The following is a 15,538-nucleotide window of genomic DNA, read 5'->3' as shown; positions in this document are numbered from 1 at the left end:
CCGTGCTCTCCGGCCTTGGCCACCTCCACTCGCGGGGCCCGACCCGATGACCGCCGGCGGCTCCTGCCCCGGGCCTCTCCACTCGCGGGGCCCGACCCGGTGACCGCCGTCGCCTCCGGCGGCTCCCGGCCTTGACCACCCCCGTTCGCGGCCTCTGATCGACAGCCGCCGGAGCCTCCGGTGACCGCCGTAGCCTCCGGCGGTTCATGATTTCGACAGCCGTCGCCTCCGGTGATTCCCTGCCCGGGCGAAAAGGCGTAGACATGGTTCGCAGGGTTTGCTTTCCGGAGGGTGGAGCCAGTGCCGCTGAAGAGCTACGGGGTCCTTGCGGGCCGCGCCGTCGACAGTCGTCGCGAGGGGTCCATGGACTCCCCGCACTACCAGATCCACCTCGTCGACCAGGCCGGGACCTCATACCGGGTCGCGGTCAACGTCGAGTCCCAGCAGGCTCCTTCCGAGCTGCTCTATCTCGCCGACGAGGACTTCCGGCACCCGGCGGTGCAGGCGCTTCCCCAGGCCGCCGGAGGCTGGACGGCCCTGCCGTCCCGTCCCGGTGGCGCGGCCCTCGACTACATCCGGGGCAACCTGTTCGACCCCGCGGGGATGCGCATCATCCCGCCCGACCTTCCCGGCGTGGACAACGACCTGGCCGACAAGCTCGACCACTACATCCAGCGGGCGATCGCCGACCCCGCCGCGATCGTCTACGCCTTCGGCGAGCGCTGGGGCCCCGAGTCCGGCACTCCCGACAAGGTCTTCGGATTCCGGCCGGGCAACGGCGTGCACGACATCCATATGAACCAGGGCAACTCCCGGCAGTTCCGCGGTGACGACGGCGTGTGGCAGGACGGCGGGGTGATCCTGCACTTCCCCGCGGAGTCGCGCTGGGTCGCGATCTTCCTGGCCTTCCAGTCCCAGTCCTGGCACACCGATGACATCACCGGGCACACCCTGCCGGAGACTCCCGTACGGCCGGGCAAGGGCGAGGAGCCCGTCCGGATCCTCGCCGCCCTCGTCAACCCCGCCGGGTCCGGGTCCGAGACGGTCACTCTGCTGAACGCCTCTCCCGGCCCGGTCGACCTCGCGGGCTGGTCTCTGGTAGACAGACAGAAGAACCCTTTTCCCCTGCCGGCAGGCCCGCTGGCTTCCGGCGACACCCTCGCGCTCGCCATCGGTTCCCCGTTCGAGCTGGGTGACGGAGGAGGCGCGATCACGCTGCTGGACGCCGCCGGGCTCAAGGTCCACGGAGTCTCCTACACCGCGGCCCAGGCCAGGCGGGAGGGCTGGACGATCACCTTCTGAGAAGGATGTTGCGAGTGAGCGTGTCAATCGGGGATGTCGAGCGAGCCGCCGAGCGGATTGCCGGATACATCCGCCGTACGCCCGTGCTGGAGGTGGCACCGGGGTTGTTCCTGAAGATGGAGGGGATGCAGCACTCGGGGTCGTTCAAGGCCAGGGGCGGTTTCAACCGGGCCCTGATGGCGGGGGAGTTGCCCGAGGCCGGGTTGATCGCGGCGAGCGGTGGCAACCACGGTCTGGCGGTGGCGCACGTGGCACGGACCCTGGGCGTCAGGGCGGAGATCTTCGTGCCGACGGTGTCCAGCCCGGTGAAGGTCGCGGGGCTGCGTGCGCTGGGCGCGGAGGTGACCCAGGTCGGGGCCGTCTATGCCGAGGCGTACGAGGCGTCGGCCAAGCGGGCGGGCGAGACCGGCGCCCTGGACATCCACGCCTACGACCAGGCCGAGGTGGTCGCCGGACAGGGCACGGTCGGGCTGGAGACGCTGGAGCAGACCGGAGGGGTGGACACGGTTCTCGTCGCGGTCGGCGGCGGCGGGCTGATCGCCGGGATCGTCGCCGCCCTTGACGGCAGGGCCCGCGTGGTCGCCGTCGAGCCCGAGCTCATTCCGACCCTGAACCGGGCGCTTGAGGCCGGAAGGCCGGTCAAGGTCGGGGTCAGCGGGGTCGGAGCCGACGCCCTGGGCGCCAGCCAGATCGGTGCGATCTCCTACGACCTCACCAGCGCCGCGGGAGTGCGGAGCGTCCTGGTCTCCGACGAGGCCATCGTCGACGCGCGGCTGGAGCTGTGGCGGTCCTACCGCATCGTCGCCGAGCACGCGGGTGCGGCGGCCCTCGCGGCCCTTCGCTCGGGCGCCTACGTCCCGGCCCCCGGAGAGCGGGTGGCCGTGATCGTGTGCGGCGCCAACACCGACCCGGGGGACCTGGTCTGACCCCACGCCGGAGCCGCTCGCCCCGTACGGGGCGAGGGCCGGCCGCCCGGGTGCCGTCAGGATGTCTTCCTGGGGCGCCGGGGCGGCCGGACACGCGTATATCAGCGGTAGCCGCGCTCGGCGGCCGTCAGTGGTAGCTGTGCTCGGCGGTGGGGAAGGCCCCGGTGGCCACCTCGTCGGCGAAGCTCCGGACGGCCCTGTCCATCTCCTGGGCCAGGTCGAAGTACTTCTTGACGAACTTGGCGGGGCGGGCGGTCAGGCCCATGAGGTCCTGCCACACGAGAACCTGGGCGTCGGTGGCGGGACCGGCGCCGATGCCGATCGTGGGGATCGACAGTGACGCGGTGACCCGCTCGGCGAGCTCGCTGGGGACGCACTCCAGGACCACCGAGAAGGCTCCGGCGTACTCGAGGTCCTTGGCGTCGGACATCAGCTCGTCGCCTGACTGGCCGCGGCCCTGGACCCGGTAGCCGCCGAGGGCGTTGACCGACTGGGGGGTCAGGCCGAGGTGGGCCATCACCGGAATCCCGGCCGAGACCAGGGCCTCGACCTGAGGGAGCACCCTGCGTCCGCCTTCGAGCTTGACCGCGTGGGCGCCGGCCTCCTTCATGAAGCGGGCGGCTGTCTCCAGCGCCTGCTGGGGCGAGGACTGATAGGAGCCGAACGGCAGGTCGGCGACGACCATCGCGCGAGACGAGCCCCGCACCACGGCCGCCGTCAGCGGCATGAGGTCGTTCACCGACACGGGCAGCGTCGAGTCGTATCCGTACACGACCATGGCGGCCGAGTCGCCGACGAGTAGCACCGGAATGCCCGCCTCGTCGAAGACCTTGGCGGTCATCGCGTCATAGGCGGTGACCATCGGCCACCTCTCGCCTCGCTCCTTCGCCGCGGCGATGTCTCGTACGGTGATCCTTCGTCCAGCCTGGCCGCCATAGAGAGAGGTCGGACGGCTGGTGACGGAAGAGGACATGGGAACCCTCCAGAGAGTCTCGAGGCGCCCCAGTGGCGTCCCCGGACATTTCCGATGATTGCATGCGTTCGGTTGGTTCAACAGTCCCGGCCTGCCCGGTAATCCAGTGGCGGTGCTGTCGGGGGTATACGACACAATGCATGCGGAGGTAAGCAATCAAATGGCTATAGAACCTTACCGTCGGCTGCTGGCCATCCCCGGTGTGTGGTCGTTGCTGCTGGTGGGCCTTCTCGCCCGGATCCCCTCGACCGCCGTCGGCATCACGCTGACGCTGCACGTCGTCACCGGGCTCAAGCTCGGTTACGGCGCGGCCGGTCTGGTGACCCTGACCAGCACGGTGGGGATGGCCATCGGCTCGCCTCTGTCCGGGCGGTTCGTCGACAGGCTCGGTCTGCGCCCGGTGCTGGCGGTGACCACCCTCGCCCAGCTCGTCTTCTGGAGCACCGCGTGGGCGATGTCGTTCCCCGTGCTGCTCGCCTCCTCCGTGCTGGCGGGCCTGCTGAGCCTCCCGGTGTTCAGTGTAATCAGGCAGTGCCTCGCGGCCCTGGTCCCGGTCGACCAGCGCAGGATGGGCTTCTCCCTCGACTCGATGATCGTTGAGCTCTCCTACATGGCCGGGCCCGCCCTGGCGGTCGCCGGGGTGACCATGCTCGGCAGCATCTGGACCATGTGCGTCCTCGCGGCCGGTCTGGTCTTCTCCGGGACGGCGCTGATCGTGCTGAACCCGCCCACCCGTTCGGTGGAGGAGCTCCAGACGCCTGGCGCGAAGGTCTCCCGACGCCAGTGGCTCACCCCCGGCCTCCTCACGCTGCTCGGGGCCGTGTCCGCGGCGACCTTCGTGCTGGCCGCCACCGAGCTGTCGCTGGTGGCGACGATGACGGCGTCGGGCGACACCGCGTGGGTCGGGCTGGCGATCGGCGTGTGGTGCGTATACTCGCTGGTCGGTGGCTTCGTGTACGGCATGCTGCCCCGGGGATTGTCGCCGCTGGTCCTGGTCGGCGCCATGGGCGCGCTCACGATCCCCGTGGGGCTGGTGAGCGGTGACTGGCACTGGCTGGTCCTGGCCCTTCTTCCGGCCGGAGTGCTGTGCGCCCCGGCGCTGTCCGCCACGGTCGACACCGTGAGCCGCTGGGTTCCCGCCGGCGCCCGGGGCGAGGCGATGGGCCTGCACGGCACGGCGCTTTTGATTGGCGGGGCCTCCTCGGCGCCGATCGCGGGGGCGATCATCGACGGTGCCGGTCCCAACTGGGCCTTCACCGTCGCGGGGGCGTTCGGCGTGGTGATGGTGCTGATCGCCCTGCCGTTCTGGCGGCGGAGCGGATCGCCGGTCGAGGCGCCCGTCCCGGCCACGGCCTGACCTCTCGGCCGTCCGCGTGAGTCACTCGCGTTAACATGACGTAAATACGAAACGATACGGTTGCGTATCGAATAGATCATCGCTACGCTTGCGTTTCGAAACGCATTCGTATCGAAAAACGGGGCTCGCATGGAACAGCAGCTTGGTCATCCCAAGCGGTGGCGGATCCTGGGAGTGCTGGTATTCAGCCTCCTGGCCGTCGTGCTCGACAACACAATCCTGAACGTCGCTCTGAAGACCATCGCCGACCCCGAAGTCGGCCTGGGTGCCACCCAGAGCCAGCTGGAATGGGCGATCAACGCATACACGCTCGTGTTCGCGGGGCTGCTGTTCACCTTCGGGGTGATCGGCGACCGGACCGGGCGCAGGCGCATGCTCATGGTGGGCATGGTTCTTTTCGGTCTGGCCTCACTGGGCAGTGCCTACGCCCAGGATCCCGGACAACTGATCATCGCCCGCGCGTTCATGGGAATCGGCGGGGCCGCGATCATGCCGGCCACGCTGGCGATCATCTCGAACGTCTTCCCCCCGGAGGAGCGCGGCAAGGCGATCGGCGTCTGGGCCGGTGGCGTGGGCCTGGCCGTGGCGATCGGACCGATCACCGGGGGCCTGCTCATCGAGCACTTCTGGTGGGGCTCGGTCTTCCTGATCAACCTGCCGATCGTGCTGATCAGCATGGTGCTCATCTCGCTGATCGTGCCCGAGTCGCGTGACCCCAAGCCTTCCAAGCTCGACCCTGTCGGCGTGGTCATGTCCATCATCGGTCTCGTCGCCATCACCTACGGCATCATCCGGGGTGGCGAGCTGGCCACGATCGCCAGCGCCCAGGTGCTCGTCCCGACGATCCTGGGTGTGGCCGTGCTGGCCGCCTTCGTCTGGTACGAGCGCCGGATCGACCACCCGGCCTTCGACGTCACCTACTTCCGTGACCCTCGCTTCGCCACCGCGATCGGCATGGTCGGCATCATGTTCTTCGCGATGATGGGCGCGATGTTCTTCCTGGTGTTCTACCTGCAGATCGTGCTGGGCTTCAGCCCGCTGCAGGCGGGCGCCCTGATGATCCCCTTCGCCGCCGCCCAGCTCATCTTCGCCCCGCTCAGCCAGCAGGTGGCCAGGCGTTTTGGCGGCAAGCTGGCAGGCACCGTCAGCATGGTCATCGTGGCCTGCGCACTGGCCTCCTACGCGCTGATGGACGCGAACACCTCCATTCTCCTGATCGAGATCGTGTTCTTCCTCCAGGGCGCGGCGATGGCCAACATCATGCCGCCGGCGACCACCGCGATCATGGAGGCGCTCCCCAGGGAGAAGGCCGGGGTCGGCTCTGCCATGAGCAACACCGTCCGCCAGGTGGCGGGCGCCCTCGGGGTGGCGCTGCTGGGCTCGGTGCTCTCGGCCACCTACCGCGACGAGATCGCCCCCGCGCTGACCGGCCTGCCCGAGGCGGTCAGGCACGTCGCCGGCGAGTCCATCACCGGCACGCTCACCGCGGCCCAGGGCCTCGGCGCGCACGGCGCCGCACTGATCGAGCCCGCGAAGCTGGCGTTCGTCGACGGCATGCACGTCACGGCTCTGATCGCGGCCGCGATCGCCCTTGTCGGAGCCCTGGTGGTGGTCAAGTGGCTGCCCGGTAAAAATGCCAAGATTTCCGTTCCGGAGAGCCGGGATCACGACAAGGAACCGGCAGTAGTGTAGACACGCGATGACGACCACCGACGAGACGCAGACGGCCCGCCCCGCGGGCCGTCCCCGCAGCGCCAGGGCAGAGAAGGCGATCATTGACGCGACCCTCGACCTGATAGGCGAGAGCAGCGGCCTCGGCGAGTTGTCGATCGAGGCGATCGCCGCTCGCGCGGGGGTCGGCAAGACCACGATCTACCGGCGCTGGTCCAACAAGGAGGACCTGCTCGTCGACGCGCTGGCGACCCTCAAGTCACCGCTGCCCTCACTCCGGGGCGGTTCGGTCCGCGAGGATCTCGTCGCGTACGTGGAAGTCTTCCAGCGCGACGCGTGCGACGCGAGCAAGCGCTGCGTGATGAACATCGCGATGAACGAGGCCGAGCGGCACCCGCGCCTGGTGGAGCGGATTCGCCAGGTGACCATCGAGCCCCGCAGGGCGGCGATCGCCGCCCTGCTGAGGCGCGGTATGGCCACCGGCGAGCTCCGGGCCGACATCGATCCGCTCATCGCGATGGCCACGCTGATCGGCACCGCGATGTGGTACGTCCGAAGCGAAGGGGCCGCCGAGGTCTCGAGGGAACTCGCCGAACGGGTCGTCGACCAGCTTCTGGCCGGCATCGCCCCGGCTGGAGCCGTAAACGCCGGGGCCGTGAAGCCGGAGCGGTGAAGCCGGAGCCGTGGCCGGAACCACAGAACTGAGCCGCAGAGCTGAGCCGCAGAGCTGAGCCGTAGAGCTGAGCCGTAGAGCGACAGGGCCCCCATCCACCTGGACGGGGACCCTGCCGAGGTCAGCTACCGAGGTGGTCGAACTCGCCGAGCTTGACGCCGGCGATGAAAACATCCCATTCGATCCGGGTGAAGAAGAGCTTCGGCCCCTGGGGATTTTTGGAGTCACGGAGCACGTGCAGGGCGCCGAGGCCGGCCTTGTGCCCGGTGCCGGGGGCGTCCATTACGGCGACCTCGACGCAGTCACCGCCACCGGAGCCGCTGAGGGAGGATTTACGCCAGGTTGCGCCGGTCAGGTCTGCTGCCATTCGGTTATCACCTTCGCTACGAGGTCGGCACCGGCCCGCGCGGGCAGGGCCTCCGAGCGGGTAGCTTCGTATCGCTTGCAGATCGCCGCGACGTTGTGTGGATGATTCGTGACATGCCCTGCGACGGCGGATTCCAGAAATACACTATCCAGGCTGCTTTCGGTCTCCGCAATGGGGAACTCTCTTTTCCGCGCCTGCAATCGAACCTCCGATTGGCATGCCCTTTTCGGTAATATTTGGATGGAAATCTTCCTGCGTTCGGTCGTGGCCAACGGGGCGGCGAGTCGGTCATCATGAGGTTGGACTCTCCAGGGCTACGGGAGGCCTGGGAGGCGTCGGATCTTATCGATGCCATTTTTGGCGATCGGATACTCGCTTTCAATATGTTCCGGAAGGATCGCGGACAGTCTCCTCGCGGTAATTCGGACATCCGCTGCGGGTTTCCGGTCCCCTTGGCGTACATGTCGAGAACATGCCGCCTGGACAGATGCCGTAATTTCCCACGGCCACGAAGTCATCGGCGCAGTACTCCTCGAAAAACTTCTCGTCATAGGCCGCGTCGGCGTTCGGCATCCGCTGTTCGATTTCTACCAGCGTCTTTTGATGTCGCTCACTCTGCCGACTCCTCCGCGTAATGTGCGGCCTACGCTGCCGGCCGTACCTGACATCTCCCGACCGGTACGCCTACCGCAGGAGCCCGGAGACTTTCGGGCCGACGGTCCGGGCTCGTCGAACGGTTCCGGGTGGCCGCGGAGAACCTGAGGCGATCGCGCGCTGCGACGTCGAGTCCCTGCCCCCTTGTACGGCCGGCGGGTGGTCGGTCTCGCCCGCCGTATTCCGTCGGTGGTCTTCCCGTACGGCGAGACGACATTCAAAAACGGCCGGTTCGGGGCGGCCGGAAAGAGTCCGTCAGGTGGTGGTCTCGCGCCAGCGGTTGGTGATGGGGAGGCGGCGGTCGCGGCCGAAGTTCTTGGGGGTGATCTTGGGGCCCGGGGGATACTGCCGGCGCTTGTACTCGGCGAGGTCCACCAGGCGGATGATCCGGGCGACCAGGGCCGGGTCGTGACCGGCGGCGATCAGTTCGGCGGAGCCCATGTCTTTTTCGACGTAGTCGTACAGCAGGAGATCCAGCACCTCGTACTCCGGCAGGGAGTCGGTGTCCCGCTGGCCGGGGCGGAGCTCCGCGCTCGGCTCCTTCTCGATGGACTCCTCCGGGATCGGGGGCGCCGCGAAGCCGTACAGGAACTCGCCGGAAGTCCCCGCCTGGGCGTTGCGCCAGCGGGACAGGTCCCAGACCAGGGTCTTGAGCACGTCCTTGATGGGGGCGAAGCCGCCCGCGGAGTCGCCGTAGAGGGTGGAGTATCCGGTGGCCAGCTCGCTCTTGTTGCCGGTGGTCAGGACCAGGTGGCCGTGCTGGTTGGACAGGCCCATCAGGATCATGCCGCGCACCCGGGCCTGCAGGTTCTCCGACGCTATGCCGGACAGCTCGATCTCCTTCTCGAAGCCGGTCACGATGTCGGCGATCGGCGCGATCCGGGCGTTGATCCCCTGCCGGTTCACCAGCTCCTGGGCGTCGCCCAGGGAGTGCTCGGAGGAGTAGCGCGAGGGCATCATCACCACGTGCACCCTGTCCGGGCCGATCGCGTCGGAGGCGATCGTGGCGGTCAGGGCCGAGTCGATGCCGCCGGAGAGGCCCAGGATGACCGACTTGAAGCCGTTCTTGGCCACGTAGTCGCGGACCGCGAGGACCAGCGCGGAGTAGATCTCGGCGACGTCGTCGAGGTGCTCGGAGATCGAGGGGGTCTCCGGTTCGTACGGTTCGACGGGGGACGCCGACAGCTCCAGCCGCTCCACCGTGATCACGGTCCCGTCCCCGGCGTCCACCTGGAACGTCCCGAGACCCCCGAACCTGGCCTCGGGCAGCTCCAGATCCGTGATCAGCAGTTCCTCGGTGAATCTCGCGGCCCGCGCGATCAGCTCACCGGAGGCGGAGACGACGACCGAGTCGCCGTCGAAGACCAGCTCGTCCTGCCCGCCCACCTGGTTGACGTAGGCGAGGGCGCAGCCGGCCTCGCGGGCGCGCCGGGCGACCAGCGCGAGCCGTACGTCGTCCTTCTCCTTCTCGTACGGCGAGGCGTTCGGCACCACCAGCAGCCCGGCTCCCGCCTCGGCCACCACCGAGACCGGTCCGCCCTCCTGCCACAGGTCCTCACAGACCGCGATCGCCACGTCGACCCCGTGCAACCGGAAGACGGGCATCCGGTCACCGCGGACGAAGTAGCGATACTCGTCGAAGACGCCGTAGTTCGGCAGGTGGTGCTTGGCGGTCTTGGTGACCACGCGACCCTTGTGGAGCAGCGCCGCCGCGTCCAGCGGAGCGCCCTTGGGCTGCCCGACGCGCGAGGCGAGGTTCGCCCGGTCGACGTAGCCGACGACCACGGGGATCTCGCCGAGGCCCTCGTCCGCCAGCCGTCGTGCGACTCCTTCGACGGCGGCGATCGACGCCTCCACGAACGAGTTGCGCAGCACCAGGTCCTCGACCGGATAACCGGTCAGGAACATCTCGGTGAAGACGACCAGGTGCGCGCCGCGGTCGGCGGCGCGCCGGGTCCATTCGACGAGTTTGTCGGCGTTGGCCGCCAGGTCGCCGACCACGGGATTGCTCTGGGCCAGGGCGATACGGAGTTGAGCCACGTGTTCCACCTTATTCCCGGCGGTGGAGGGACCTGTATCCCCGGCGGTCGAGGGAACGATCCACAGGTGATTCGGGCTCCTGTAAGCGGTTCTCGGGCCTGGCGAGCCCGCCTCCTGGCCGAAATCCCCGGGCGGATCCCGAGCCGCTTCACCGCCGCCGGCCCACCGGAGTCATGCCGGAACCACGATGAAAAACAGGTTCCCTCAGCCCGAAGAAGGCACGGTTGGCCCCCTCTAGCCGAGGACGTTGAGCAGGCCGAGGTTCTTGGCCTTGGCGGGCTCGGTCACCCGCTGGAGCTCCTTGCCGGAGGCGTTCAGGATCACCAGCGTGTTGGCGGCCGTGCCCTTGACGCGAACCGCGAGACGGCCGTCGTTCAAGTAGCGGGCGCCCAGCAGCCTGCCCTTGACGGGGATGGGGATCTTCTTGCCGGTCGAGGTTTCGTAGATCGACGGGTTGGTGAACAGGGGCCAGGAGCCGTCACCGCCCTCGGCGTTCGCGCCGATGGCGTTCACCACGACCCGGCTGCCGTTGGGGGACAGGCTCTCCACGTGGTTGGCGAGCTTGACGCCGCGGGCCTTGGCGGAGGTGCGGAGCCTGGTGTCCAGGAGGTAGACGCCGCGGGTGTCGCCGGCGTAACCGGCGAGGGTCCTGCCGTTGGCCGACCAGGTCAGGTGGCAGATACCGATGGTCTTGCCGGAGTCGACCGCGTTCTTGCCGTCGGCGCCGACCACGATCACGGTCGTGGCCGTGGCGGTGCCCTTCTTCGGATAGGCGATCCGCTTGCCGTCGGCCGTCCAGGCCGGGGTCGCGCAGGGCCCGATGTAGAGGGCGTCCTTGGCGATCACTCTGTCCCCACCGGCGGACTTGACGTGCAGACGGTTCCTGTCGTCGATCCAGGCGATCCGCTTGCCGTCGGGTGACGCGGAGAACTGCCCGGTGAGGGCTCCGCCGCCGACGGCCAGGCCGGTCCAGTCGCGCCGGTGGGTCAGCACCTCGATCTTGGACCCCTTGTAGCCGAGGTAGACGGCGCCCGCGACCGGGGCCGTCTGCGCCGAGGCCGGCTGAGCCATCCGTGGCGGGGTCGGCGGAGCGGTCTGGGACGAGGCCACGGCGGGAGCGGCGACTGCGGCGGTGGACATGGCGAGTGTGGCGCAGGCGGCCACGGTCCAGTGCTTCACAACGAGCTCCTCAGATCAATTCACCGGCGGATCGAATCCATCAACGGATAGTTAGAAGCCGGAGAGATCAAAAAGGTTCACATCCAACCGGCTGAAATCGGCGGGACGACCTCCTCCACCGTGCCGCTCCACCACCGGACCGGCCTCGATCACCGCGCCGACCTCCTCCACCGTGCCGTTTCACCACCGGGCCGACCTCCGATGCCGCACTGGTTCGTCCCGGTTTTTCCGTGTGGTGTTCGAGGTGACCTCGGCGAGCCCGGACGCGACCCGGTCGGCAGGAGTTTCAGAGCGGAGCCGGCTCCATACGGCGCCGCAGCGCCGGACCGATCGCGAGCACACTCCCGGCGGCCATCAGGTTGAGGGTGCCGACGGCCAGCCAGAGCACGGTGGGGCTCACCTCGAGCAGTCGCGTGCCGAGCAGCGGGGCGAGCATGGTCCCGCACGACCAGGCCAGGCCGTACAGGCCGGAATAGCGCCCACGCAGGTGGGCGGGGGCGAGGGCGGCCACGATGGCGCCCGCGATGCCCGCGGTGACGATCTCGCCCAGGGTCCACACGACCACGGTGGTCGCGTATCCGATGATGTCGGAGACGAACGCGGTCAGCGCGAAGCCCGCGCCGATGATCGTCAGGCCGACGGCGAGGACCGTGCTGTGGTCGCGCCTGCCGAACCAGTCGCCGGTCAGCGGTTGGAGGAGCACGATCAGGATGCCGTTGACCGCCATGATCATGCCGTAGTCGCCGGTGGAGAACTTCTCGTGGGTCATCGCCAGCGGCAGGGTGGTGAACGCCTGGGCGTAGACCACGGTGGAGAGCACGGTGATCAGGGTGAAAGTGACCATCAGCCGGTCCCTGAGCACGTCGGCGAAGCCGCCGCGAACCCGCTTGCCGGACTCGTTCGGGCTCCCCTTGCCATGCCGCTCGTCCCGTGCGGGCAGTGTCTCGGGCACCGCCCGCCACACCAGGAGGCCGAAGGTCACCGCGGTGGCGGCGTTGATCCCGAACATCCAGCCGTACCCGGCCTGCGCGAGCCAGCCGCCCGTGACCATCGCCACCGCGAAGCCCAGGTTCAACGCCCAGAAGAGAAGCCCGTAGGCGCGCGGCCGGTCGTGGGGCGGGATCAGGTCGGCCACCAGCGCGTTGGACGCGGGCCGGTAGGCGTCGATGGTCATGCCGAGCACGAACATGCTGATGACGATCGCCGGAAGCGAGGTGCTGTAGCCCAGCGCCACCATGGCGACCGCCGTCGCGATCATGCCGCCCGTCAGGGTGACTCGCCTGCCGAACCGGTCGGCCAGCCACCCCGCCAGGATCTGGGAGAGCAGCGAGCCCACGCCGAACACCGCCATCACCACGCCCGCCGCGCTGTAGGACATACCGCGCGCCTGGGTCAGGTAGACGCCGATGAACGGCTCGACCATCATGCCCACCCGGTTGACCAGCGTGCCGGCCCACAGGGCCCAGAAAGCCCTGGGCAGGCCGCCGATCTTCGATTGCAGGAAGGTGGGCTTCGGGAGGGTCGCGGTGCTCATGGGACCAGGTTGGACAGGCGTCCGGGCATGCGCCAATCTTTTAGCCGTGCCTAAAAAGTCCTGTTATGTCGAGTGGATCTTCGCCATGGACGACGTGACCAGGATCCGCTTCGCCTTCTCGCCGATCTGGGAGCTGGTGGCGAGTCTGCGCACCCTGCGCGATCCGGGCAGGCACTCCCTTCACCTGCCCTGGGTGCGCGCCGTACGGCCCCGCCTGACCGGGATCGACCTGTCGGAGTTGTTCGCGCTGGTCCCGCTCCAGGGATACCTGGTGGACTTCGTCACTCCGACGCCCGAGACGCCGATGCCCGACTTCGCCGCCGACCTAGAGCGGGTACGGCGGACGCACCCCGAGCGCGCGGCCGAGGAGGCGACCTGGGTGAGCGGGTCCGATCCCCGGGTCATCGAGCGCTTCCTGGCGGACCCCGAGGCGGGCGTGGCCCGGGTCGCCGACACGCTGGAGCGTTACTGGGAGCTCGGGTTCGCCGAGTTCTGGCCTCGGATCTACGGCCTGCTGGAGGGCGACGTGCTGCGGCGCTCCCGGCAGCTCGCCGTGGGCGGGGCCCGGGAGCTCTTCGGCGACCTGCATCCCAACGTGCGCTGGCGCGGAGACAGGCTCACCGTCACCCGTAACTGGGAGTATTCCGCGCCGTTGGGCGGCGACGGCCTGGTGCTCGTGCCGACCGCCTTCTACTGGCCGGACGTGGCCGTGATGGTCGAGCCGTACCAGCCGATGCTCGTCTATCCGGCGACGGGCGTCGGCACACTGTGGACCTCGGGCCCGCCGCCCGCCCCCGGCGCCCTCGCCGCGCTGCTCGGCCGGACCAGGGCGCAGATCCTGACCGCCCTGGCCGACCCCACGACCACCTCGGCGCTCGCCCGGCAGATGTCCCTCACCCCGGGCGCGATCAGCCAGCACCTGAGTGTCCTGGCGGACGGCGGTCTGGTCACCCGACGCCGCCTCGGCCGCGAGGTCGTCTACCGGCGCACCCCGGTGGGCGACTCCCTGGTGTGCGTCTCCTGATCTCCCCGGCGGTCGCATGATCGTTCGTCCGCTCCACGCCGCGCGTCCCGCTCTCACGGGCGGGCCGGGCCGGAGTCCCGCCGTTCCGAACTCCTGGAACGTCCCGCCCTCATGGGCGGGCCGGGGTCCCGCTGCCGCGGACCCCTGGAGCGTCCCGCCCTCACGGGCGGACCTTTCCCCGCATGCCTTCACGAGGACATGCGGGGATCGTACGGTTACGGCACGTCGTACCGGCTGGACTCCAGGAGCCATTCCAGCTGGGCCCTGGGCGCGGCGAGAAACGCGCACGCCACCCTGCTGAGGTCTCTGGCCTGGCCCGCCGGGATTCCGAGTTGGTCGAACAGCCCCGGCAGCCGTCTGGCGGCGGTCCGCAGATCCTTGGAACGGGCGGCGATCCGGTCGTTCACCCACGTGACGGCATCGCCGTCCGAGAACCCGAAGGCGACGGCGGCGACCGTCACGTAGTTGTGCACGTCGCCGTTCGCGCGTTCCTTGTGATGGGAGGCGACGTCGTTGCACCAGGCGGTGACGTCGTTGCAGGCGTCCATGAGGGTCTGCCAGGTCGGGGTCTCGCGCAGTTCGACCGGAACCTCCACCCCCAGACACGGTTCGACCAGGTCGAACAGGTAGGGGCCCGCCGTTCCCCGGCGGAGCGCCGGATACCCGGCCACCGAGGGCACCCGTCCCGAGCACCGGTTCTCGGCCTCCGTACGGCAGGCCGCCCCCTGGGCAGCCAGCCCCATGAGGAACCGCCGGCGCCAGCGCTGACCCATCCGCGCGGAGGTGACCTTCCAGAGGTCCTCGAAGGCTCTCTCGACGGGGGAGGAGGCGGGGACGGAGCCGCGGGCGATGAGATCAAGCCGTTCGAAGGCGACCTCCACGATCTCGACCGCGCGTCCCGCGGGCTTCTCGTCCCACTCGTCGTCGAAGTGGAACAGCCAGGTCAGCCACTTGGCGAACAGGAACGCCGCGTCCGTGCCCGACTCGGCGAAGGCACGGCCGGCCATCCGTTCGAACCCGGCCTGAGCGGGCGTTTCCAGCCCCATCTCGCGGGCCCAGCCGGCGAGTTCGGCTCCGATACGGTCGATCGAGGGGTGCATCTGGCAGCGTGCGGCCATCGCCGGGACCAGGTCGGTGAGGGGGAGCAGCAGGGCCGCGGCAACTCCCGGAGCCCGCTCCGGCGGTGAGGGAACCCCCGTTTCACCGGGGGTGTGGGGCCGGGTCGAGGGTTGAGCGAAGGACTGGGTGAGGGTCGGGGCCACTAGATCGGCCCGAAAAGCCAGTTGCCGGCGGCGTCGGGATCGGTGCTCGTGTAGTACTGCCGAGCCGCCTCGGCCAGCTCGGTGACCGAGATGTTGCCGTCCTGGTCGAGGTCCAGCCGGCCGAAGGCCGCCTCCACGTCCTCGTACGGGGTGCCGAACGCGGCCATCATGACCTGGAACTCGTCCGGCCCGACGGAGCCGTCTCCGTCGGTGTCGCACAGCTCGGCGAACGCCTCGGTCGCGGGTCCGAAGACCGTGTCGAACCGGTCACCCTCGATGAAGGCCGAGGTCATGCCCGCCCGGAACTCCTCGGGGGAGATCGCGCGGTCACCGGTGGCGTCGATCTCCGTGGACAGAGTCTGCCAGACCGACCCGAAGCCCTGGACGAGTTTGCTGCCGGCGGCCGAGGTCGGGGCCTCGCCGAAGCCGACGAGGATCCGGGCACCGAGGCCGAGAAGGTCACCGCGCTCGATCGAGCCTTTGCCGTTGACGTCCATGTGCCCGAAGGCGCGGTCCAATTTATGCTTGAGGAGCTCGAGGCTCATTTTGACTCCCACATTACGCGAAGAACTCAGA

General features: G+C 69.1%; 14 protein-coding genes. 6 read left to right on the top strand and 8 right to left on the bottom strand.

From position 1 onward, the window contains the following. Positions 1–300: 300 nt before the first annotated feature. Entirely contained in the window at positions 301–1,302 is a 1,002-nt protein-coding gene (locus CHC08_RS00565) for a DUF2278 family protein (RefSeq protein ID WP_089205130.1), read from the top strand. A gap of 14 nt (positions 1,303–1,316) precedes the next feature. Further along, on the top strand, positions 1,317–2,228 hold the full coding sequence (locus CHC08_RS00560; RefSeq protein WP_089205129.1) for a threonine/serine dehydratase: 912 nt from the start codon (positions 1,317–1,319) through the stop codon (positions 2,226–2,228). A gap of 127 nt (positions 2,229–2,355) precedes the next feature. Here the strand turns inward: CHC08_RS00560 and panB are convergent, their stop codons facing one another. Then, positions 2,356–3,201, bottom strand: coding sequence for a 3-methyl-2-oxobutanoate hydroxymethyltransferase (gene panB, locus CHC08_RS00555; RefSeq protein ID WP_089205128.1), 846 nt, complete (start codon positions 3,199–3,201; stop codon positions 2,356–2,358). 160 nt (positions 3,202–3,361) lie between these two features. Here panB and CHC08_RS00550 point away from each other — a divergent pair, with 160 nt between their 5' ends. From CHC08_RS00550 to CHC08_RS00540, 3 genes are all read left to right on the top strand, one after another. After that, the gene (locus tag CHC08_RS00550; protein WP_089205127.1) at positions 3,362–4,558 is read left to right on the top strand and encodes an MFS transporter; all 1,197 of its coding nucleotides are present in this window, start codon (positions 3,362–3,364) and stop codon (positions 4,556–4,558) included. A gap of 129 nt (positions 4,559–4,687) precedes the next feature. Next, the gene (locus CHC08_RS00545; protein WP_089205126.1) at positions 4,688–6,250 is read left to right on the top strand and encodes an MFS transporter; all 1,563 of its coding nucleotides are present in this window, start codon (positions 4,688–4,690) and stop codon (positions 6,248–6,250) included. 7 nt (positions 6,251–6,257) lie between these two features. Continuing rightward, on the top strand, positions 6,258–6,902 hold the full coding sequence (locus CHC08_RS00540) for a TetR/AcrR family transcriptional regulator (protein WP_089205125.1): 645 nt from the start codon (positions 6,258–6,260) through the stop codon (positions 6,900–6,902). 121 nt (positions 6,903–7,023) lie between these two features. Here CHC08_RS00540 and CHC08_RS00535 read toward each other — a convergent pair whose 3' ends face one another. From CHC08_RS00535 to CHC08_RS00520, 5 genes are all read right to left on the bottom strand, one after another. Beyond that, positions 7,024–7,269: a DUF397 domain-containing protein gene (locus CHC08_RS00535; RefSeq protein WP_089205124.1), complete on the bottom strand. Its 246-nt coding sequence runs from the start codon at positions 7,267–7,269 to the stop codon at positions 7,024–7,026. Between the two features lie 378 nt (positions 7,270–7,647). Then, positions 7,648–7,842, bottom strand: coding sequence for a hypothetical protein (locus tag CHC08_RS50500; RefSeq protein WP_218825049.1), 195 nt, complete (start codon positions 7,840–7,842; stop codon positions 7,648–7,650). A gap of 336 nt (positions 7,843–8,178) precedes the next feature. After that, positions 8,179–9,963: an NAD+ synthase gene (locus CHC08_RS00530; RefSeq protein WP_089205123.1), complete on the bottom strand. Its 1,785-nt coding sequence runs from the start codon at positions 9,961–9,963 to the stop codon at positions 8,179–8,181. A gap of 234 nt (positions 9,964–10,197) precedes the next feature. Then, positions 10,198–11,142: a TolB family protein gene (locus CHC08_RS00525; RefSeq protein ID WP_089205122.1), complete on the bottom strand. Its 945-nt coding sequence runs from the start codon at positions 11,140–11,142 to the stop codon at positions 10,198–10,200. 286 nt (positions 11,143–11,428) lie between these two features. Then, positions 11,429–12,676 carry an MDR family MFS transporter gene (locus tag CHC08_RS00520; protein WP_089205121.1) on the bottom strand — a complete coding sequence of 416 codons (1,248 nt, stop codon included), beginning with the start codon at positions 12,674–12,676 and terminating at the stop codon, positions 11,429–11,431. A 46-nt stretch (positions 12,677–12,722) separates the two neighbouring features. Between CHC08_RS00520 and CHC08_RS00515 the strand changes: the two genes are divergently transcribed. Further along, the gene (locus CHC08_RS00515) at positions 12,723–13,700 is read left to right on the top strand and encodes an ArsR/SmtB family transcription factor (RefSeq protein ID WP_089205120.1); all 978 of its coding nucleotides are present in this window, start codon (positions 12,723–12,725) and stop codon (positions 13,698–13,700) included. Between the two features lie 215 nt (positions 13,701–13,915). Here the strand turns inward: CHC08_RS00515 and CHC08_RS00510 are convergent, their stop codons facing one another. Together CHC08_RS00510 and CHC08_RS00505 are read right to left on the bottom strand one after the other, a co-directional pair. Beyond that, the gene (locus CHC08_RS00510; protein ID WP_179281814.1) at positions 13,916–14,962 is read right to left on the bottom strand and encodes a terpene synthase family protein; all 1,047 of its coding nucleotides are present in this window, start codon (positions 14,960–14,962) and stop codon (positions 13,916–13,918) included. Then, positions 14,962–15,507 carry an EF-hand domain-containing protein gene (locus CHC08_RS00505; RefSeq protein ID WP_089205119.1) on the bottom strand — a complete coding sequence of 182 codons (546 nt, stop codon included), beginning with the start codon at positions 15,505–15,507 and terminating at the stop codon, positions 14,962–14,964. Before CHC08_RS00505 ends, CHC08_RS00510 begins: the two co-directional genes overlap by 1 nt. Positions 15,508–15,538 lie beyond the last annotated feature (31 nt).

Source organism: Streptosporangium subroseum (genome assembly GCF_900188345.1).
Lineage (GTDB): Bacteria > Actinomycetota > Actinomycetes > Streptosporangiales > Streptosporangiaceae > Streptosporangium > Streptosporangium subroseum.
This window is presented reverse-complemented; position numbering and strand designations above follow the sequence as displayed.